We start from the raw sequence: 6,000 nt of genomic DNA, 5'->3' as shown, positions 1-6,000 counted from the left end.
TGAGAAGAATTTCTTGTGTGGAACATAAGAAAGACACCGTCCTTTTTAGTCTTTCTTTTATTTTATTACAGAGGAATGGATATTTTAAGGAAAAATAAAGGCTGTCGAGATTTTCTCGACAGCCTGAAAAGCCTGAGAGATCTCAGGCTTTTCCTAACATTACAATCCAACAGCATTCCAGGCTGCTTCAACTTTTGCGGCATCAGTTGAGCCGTAAAGGTCACGGGCAGACTGAATGAGAGCTGCTTTGGCATCTTTGAACGTGGAAGAAGGTGTAAGATACGTTGTTAACGCACGATAATAGATCTGTTGTGATTTAGATACACCTAGTTTTGTAATGGTATTGTAAGCGGCTTTATTTGGAATTCCGCTGTTTGTGTGTACGCCGCCATAATCGCCTTCCTCTGTGTTTGGAAGGTTTTGATAATCGGCGTAATTGTCAGGCTGATCGTATTTTGTCGGATTGGACAGGCTGCGGAGAGCAGGCTGGCTGACTGTAATGTCTTCACCAATGTCCCAGTCTTCTGTATCTGTAAAATAACCGAATACGTCAGAGAATGATTCGTTTAATGCCCCCGGCTGATTTTCATAAATCAAGTTGGCCGTTTCTTGAGTGACGCCATGTGTCATTTCATGTGCTGTCACATCTAATGAGCCGGAAAGCGGAGAGAAGAATGATCCGTCGCCGTCACCGTAAATCATTTGATCGCCTGTCCATGCAGCATTGTTATACCGAGTGCCGTAGTGAACGGAAGAAACGATTTTACTGCCTTTGTTATCATAGCTGTTTCGTTTAAAGTTTGAATAAAAATAATCGTACACTTTACCGAGGTTATAGTGGGCGTCAACGGCTGCCCGCTGTGATGAAGATGTAAACGTTTTAGTTGTGCTTGAGACAAGCGTACCTGGAAGGCGGCTTTGTCTGTTTTGTAAGTCATATGTGATGATTTGTGTGCCTGTTGGTTTTGAAAGATCTCTTAGAACGTATTTTCCGCTTTCATAAGAGATGTTCAAAGGAACAGTTGCGCCCTTTAGAGTTGTTCCGCTTCCAGTGGCAGCAGCATGTTCCACTTTATTTTGCTGTTTTAATATGCTGCCTGTTTCGGCATCTATTAAGACTTCCCAGTTTGCAGGTTCAGGCTCGATATAGCGAATCGTCACGTCGTAAGCAAGCCGATAGCTGCCATCCTTTGTTTCTATCGCTTTTAACTCGGCTTTATTACTATTTTTGGCTGTTCCGTTAGAAACAGCGTCTGGTGATTTGCTGATGGCTTTGAAAGCGAGTGCCAGTGCTTTTTCAGAAGAGACTTTTTGGCTGTTTTCTGTTTTTGCAGCAGATTGATTGTGTAATTCACCATTGACCGCATAGACATTATCGGATTTATCAACGTGAACGATCACCTGTGAATCTTTAATAGGCACTTCGTTAACTACAGGCGCATATCGAAAGTGCTTGTACCCAAGGGCATCAGTAGTACTTTCGACAAGCTTCAGCCTTTTGGTGGGGTCACCTTTAAAAATGTTGCTGTTCTTTTTCAAAAACTGTTTGACAGCCTTGTCATTTGGTGCAGAGAGCTCTGATTGAGCTATTGCGTTTTTGGAGAGGAAGTTAGTTTGATTCTCTTTAAGCTGATGATTTTCAGCAGCCTGAACACCAGGAAGGCTGATTGACAAACTCATAAACGAAGCAGCGACAGCAACAGACAATTTCTTACCTAAACCCACAATAAATCCCCCTTTTTTGAAAATACTGAAAAATCTTTATATCGTTATATTAAACTAGCATTTTGGAATACTCAACAAAAACTAACATAACTAGACAAAATTGATAGAAATGTCCTGTGTTTATTTTTGCTGAATAATATCCAGATGAGTCAAGTGTCATGTGATGGCTCATTGCAAGAGTTATGGGGAAGAAAAGAAATATTTGTTTCTTATTGAAACTTTTGGACAAGCCGGCTGTCTAACCGAATGAGGCCTTAATAAGAAGTAAAGGATTGTTGTTCGTGTTGGATTTATTCAGTCATTATGTATTGCATTTCGAACGTTATTTTATATTAAGCAGACAAAGCACCTTGCTGATTCAATGGGCAATTGTAGTTTTGGCGGGCTTATATGTTTTGGTGCACCATCCCAAGATAAACCGGTACCGCACCATGTTCTTGGCAGGTGTCTTATTGCGGATTGTGTTGCTGGCCGGGGTGTCTGTTGAACTCATTCATCAGGTGCAAGCAACAAACTTTACCAGCGCTTACTTAAGAGAGGACGGCAATGAACTGCTACCGCTGGTGCATTTTTTGTTATACGGGTATGTGCTACTGACGGCTTTTCACTATATGCTGATGCCTCGTGATCATGGCGGAAAAGGTATGTTTTATACGTTCGATCTCGCCGTTGTCAGTTTGCCGATCGTACAAATGATATTCAGTTTCTTTTCGTATTGGAATGAATATCCTGATGAGATCGAACCAATTGAATTCGTGTTCCTGTTTTTCATTATCATTCTTCCTATTGTGTTGAATGTACTGTTTTTCAAGCTGTATTGGAGAACAAATAAGATTTTACTAGGTTTATTTTATACGCTGATTATCGGACTGCTCGTCCTGCTGCTTACGCCATATCCCAATCAAATCTCCATAGATTATGGTGCAGTAATGCCATATACGATTTATTTAGCAATGTCGGGATTTTTAATGAGCTATCATCTGTTCCAAAAGTCAGGCAAGGTTTATGCGCGTGTGAATAAGTGGCTGCCGATGGCTGTCATTCTGTTTTTTGTCTTTCTCTTAAATCCGATATATAACGTAGCAACGGCTGCTTTCGCTGTATCAAAGCCGGCAAATGTTCATGACTCATTCAATTTTGTAGGAGAGCACATTTCATCTGAAAAAGCGGAACAAATTATTAAGTCATTTTTTCCTACGGATGAGACGTTGTATTTACATGATACAAAGATGGATGTGCATTATTTCTATTCATTTGAAAACTTGAGCTATGAGGCTGAAGTGGATGAAGTATCACAACTGATTAATAATTATCAGTACTTGAAAAAGCCGCGGGGGAAAACGCTGACGGATCAGGAATACATGCGGAAGTCCATCGCTTTCCTTGAGCGACACGGCCGTGTGTTAAATAAAGATCACATCGAAACAACGGTATCTAAAGAAGACGGCCAGATAGTCGTTCGTATATATCTGAAAAATCAACTTCATAAAAAAGATCATGAAGATGATGGAACGGTATTTTATTGGGAAAAGGAAACACTAATGGGCTTTAGTGAAGACCCTTCAATTTATCAGCTTGATTCTCTTCTGCATGTTCATGTAACAGAACAAGACATACAAGACAAAGTGAAGGAAGTGTTTAGAGCTTTAAACATACCGAGACAGCCTTATCAGATCACTGATATTGAAAGCAACAGCCTGCTCGGAAGCATGGTGCACGTTGAAACGAAAGATGGAATTGTTTTGGAGTTTGAGGGCGAATCCCGTTGTTTACATAGTCTTTCGCTTCCAATGAAAAAGAATATTTCACTGGCTAACAGCGGGGTGCAGCGGCAGATATTATCGGTCTTCGATGCTGATGTATCAGAAATGAAGAAAAAAAGCAGGCAGAGTGACATGGTGATGTATACTGATTCTTCTAAAACATATGAGCTTTTTGAAGATCAAGGTCAGCTAAACGCTTATGTGTACAGCGATACACCCGATAGGGCATTTCCATATACGTATCGTGATGGAAAATTGGCTTATGAAAAAGTAGCTTCTGCATACCAGGATGTCATTTACAAAAAACGAATGCGTCCAATTATCGTTCAAAGAGGGAATGAACGCCATTATGCATGGCTGATCATTATTCAGCCGTTTGGCTCAAACCGCCATGATGCTTATGTGGTGGATGGAGACACACAAGAGGTGGAAAGCCTATATGAATCATAAAGAAAAAGCGTCTGTATTTTTAGATTTATATGACCTATATAAAGAAGGAGAGCTAGAGGATGAATCAATGGAATGGATGAGACAGCAAGAGCCTTTATTTCAAAAGAATGCGGAAGGCTTAAAGAGTGAATCTTGTTCAAAGAGAAGCCCGGGTGCTGAAGAAGAGAGTCAAATCAGACATATGAAAGTATACCTGTCTGCCATGTATATCTGTTTCATTTTATTGGCTATTTGGATGACGGTGTGGTTTTACTTTTAATGAAACATAGGGATTCTATTGAGGATTTGTATCGACAGTATTACCGAGAAATTTTAAATTATTTATTCAGAAGGACTCATCACCTTGAAACAGCCAAGGACTTAGCGCAGGACACGTTTGTAAAAGCTCTTAACGGTCTGGCTTCGTTTAGGGGGCATTCTTCCATCAGAACGTGGCTTTACACCATTGCCCACCATACCTTTGTCAATTGGTACCGCAGGGATGTCAAATACCAATTGACTGATATCAGCAAAAATGAAGGATTAACGCAAACAACTTATGAGCAGCCTGAACAGTATCTGTCACGGACGGTAAAAAGCGAAACGTTGCGGCAGGAGATCCTGCTGTTAAAAGATCAGCATCAATCCGTATTGATTTTAAGAGAATTCCAAGAGCTTTCTTATGAAGAAATCGCTGAGATATTAGGATGGAGTCTTTCAAAGGTGAAAACCACACTGCACCGGGCCAGATTAGAGCTAAAGAAAAACATGGCGAAAAGAAGAGAGGAGGAGCGGACATGACCTGCTTTCTAGTAAGAGACCTGCTTCCTCTGTATCTTGAAGGTGATTGTAAAAGTGAAACGGAACACGTCATTGAAGAACATTTAAAGACCTGCAGCAGCTGCAGAGAGATGTATGACATGATGGCTGAGCCTTTTGAATTGGAAGGCGGACAGGCCGTTGAGGAGGCTTTTCTGCCGGAAGAAGAAATGCGGTTTAAACAGAGGTACTATGGTTTGCTGATCGTTAAAGCTGCCTGCTGGTTCGGAGCGGCGGTAGCCGTGATGCTGATCATCAAACTGCTCATATAAAGAAAAGCGCTTGTCCGATTCCGGCAAGCGCTTTTTTAGATTAAGCTTCAGGATGGATCATATTGTAGATTGCGGCAAGCTGTTCTTGTGGCAGGGCACTGAAGAGTTTGCCGTAAACATCAGCTTGCGAAGGTGTCGCCCCTGCTTGTACGGCTGCATCTTTATCATAGCTGTACACACCGTCTTGTAATACAATTGCTGCTTGAAGAATGTGAATCTTTAAGGAAACAGCGGAGAAAAATTGTTCAAGTGCGAGTGCTTCTTTATCTGTGAGGCCAAGTTCAATTGCTTTTTCTGTATCAAATTTGTAATTTCCATCTTCAGCATACACACATTGTGAAACAACGCTGAAAAATTCTGAAGTTGACTGCCATAATGTTGCGATTACTTGAGCCTCTTCTTTTGTCATTCCTAGCTCGACAGCTTTTTCGCTATCAAAATAATACACACCGTCTTGTTCGTATATGCATTGATTTAATAAATCAATGAACGTATTGAAATCTTCGTTTGTGATTGTCTGATGCTGAACATGAACAGCAGTGTTATCAACCAATGTTTTTGCGCTGGCTGCATCAGGGCCGAACGTTAATAGAGCAGCTGAGGTCATTGCGGCAGTCGTTAGCATAGCTTTTTTTACAAATGTTTTCTTCATGTTTCTTCTCTCCCTTTTATGAATTGTGCTACGAATCCCATTATAGGGAGAGATTGGAGGGGGAGAAATAGGCTCTATGGTCTTTTATGTATATGTTGCCGGACTATTTTTTGCCGGTCACATGTGTCATCATGAGAACGTTTGTCTATGTATGAATGCTGTTTTACATCTTCCAGACTAAGAAACAGGGGAGATAAGGCTTAATAAAATGAAAAAAACCGCTTTTTTGCGGTGTTTCAGCGTGTCGACAAACTCTCGCATTCGTTGTCAAGGCTGCGCGCCGGTGCTCACGAATTCGAACATTCGCTGTGCTCCGATGCACGCCCTTCCTAGACTTCAA

General features: G+C 41.1%; 6 protein-coding genes. 4 read left to right on the top strand and 2 right to left on the bottom strand.

Translation table 11 applies throughout. The annotated features are described in order from the left end of the window. Nucleotides 1–159: 159 nt before the first annotated feature. On the bottom strand, nt 160–1,725 hold the full coding sequence (gene nprE / locus JMN17_RS06645) for a neutral metalloprotease NprE (protein ID WP_202327714.1): 1,566 nt from the start codon (nt 1,723–1,725) through the stop codon (nt 160–162). 272 nt (nt 1,726–1,997) lie between these two features. Between nprE and JMN17_RS06640 the strand changes: the two genes are divergently transcribed. From JMN17_RS06640 to JMN17_RS06625, 4 genes are read left to right on the top strand one after another with little or no spacing between them, the layout of a single operon-like run. Next, nucleotides 1,998–3,938 carry a hypothetical protein gene (locus JMN17_RS06640; protein ID WP_202327713.1) on the top strand — a complete coding sequence of 647 codons (1,941 nt, stop codon included), beginning with the start codon at nt 1,998–2,000 and terminating at the stop codon, nt 3,936–3,938. Continuing rightward, nucleotides 3,928–4,197 (top strand): hypothetical protein, encoded by a 270-nt coding sequence (locus tag JMN17_RS06635; protein ID WP_087992185.1) that lies wholly within the window; start codon nt 3,928–3,930, stop codon nt 4,195–4,197. The genes JMN17_RS06640 and JMN17_RS06635 overlap by 11 nt, the downstream gene beginning before the upstream one ends. Then, nucleotides 4,197–4,718, top strand: coding sequence for an RNA polymerase sigma factor YlaC (ylaC, locus tag JMN17_RS06630; protein WP_087992241.1), 522 nt, complete (start codon nt 4,197–4,199; stop codon nt 4,716–4,718). Before JMN17_RS06635 ends, ylaC begins: the two co-directional genes overlap by 1 nt. Further along, nucleotides 4,715–5,008 carry an anti-sigma factor family protein gene (locus JMN17_RS06625; protein ID WP_087992184.1) on the top strand — a complete coding sequence of 98 codons (294 nt, stop codon included), beginning with the start codon at nt 4,715–4,717 and terminating at the stop codon, nt 5,006–5,008. Before ylaC ends, JMN17_RS06625 begins: the two co-directional genes overlap by 4 nt. A 40-nt stretch (nt 5,009–5,048) precedes the next feature. On the opposite strand, the gene JMN17_RS06620 is transcribed toward JMN17_RS06625, so the two are convergent. Next, the gene (locus tag JMN17_RS06620) at nt 5,049–5,660 is read right to left on the bottom strand and encodes a hypothetical protein (protein WP_087992183.1); all 612 of its coding nucleotides are present in this window, start codon (nt 5,658–5,660) and stop codon (nt 5,049–5,051) included. Between the last annotated feature and the right edge of the window lie 340 nt (nt 5,661–6,000).

It is taken from the genome of Bacillus sp. RHFS10 (genome assembly GCF_016757475.1).
In the GTDB taxonomy this organism is placed as follows: Bacteria; Bacillota; Bacilli; order Bacillales; family Bacillaceae; genus Bacillus; species Bacillus subtilis_G.
The sequence above is the reverse complement of the archived record's forward strand: the minus strand, read 5'-3'. Positions and strand labels throughout refer to the sequence as shown.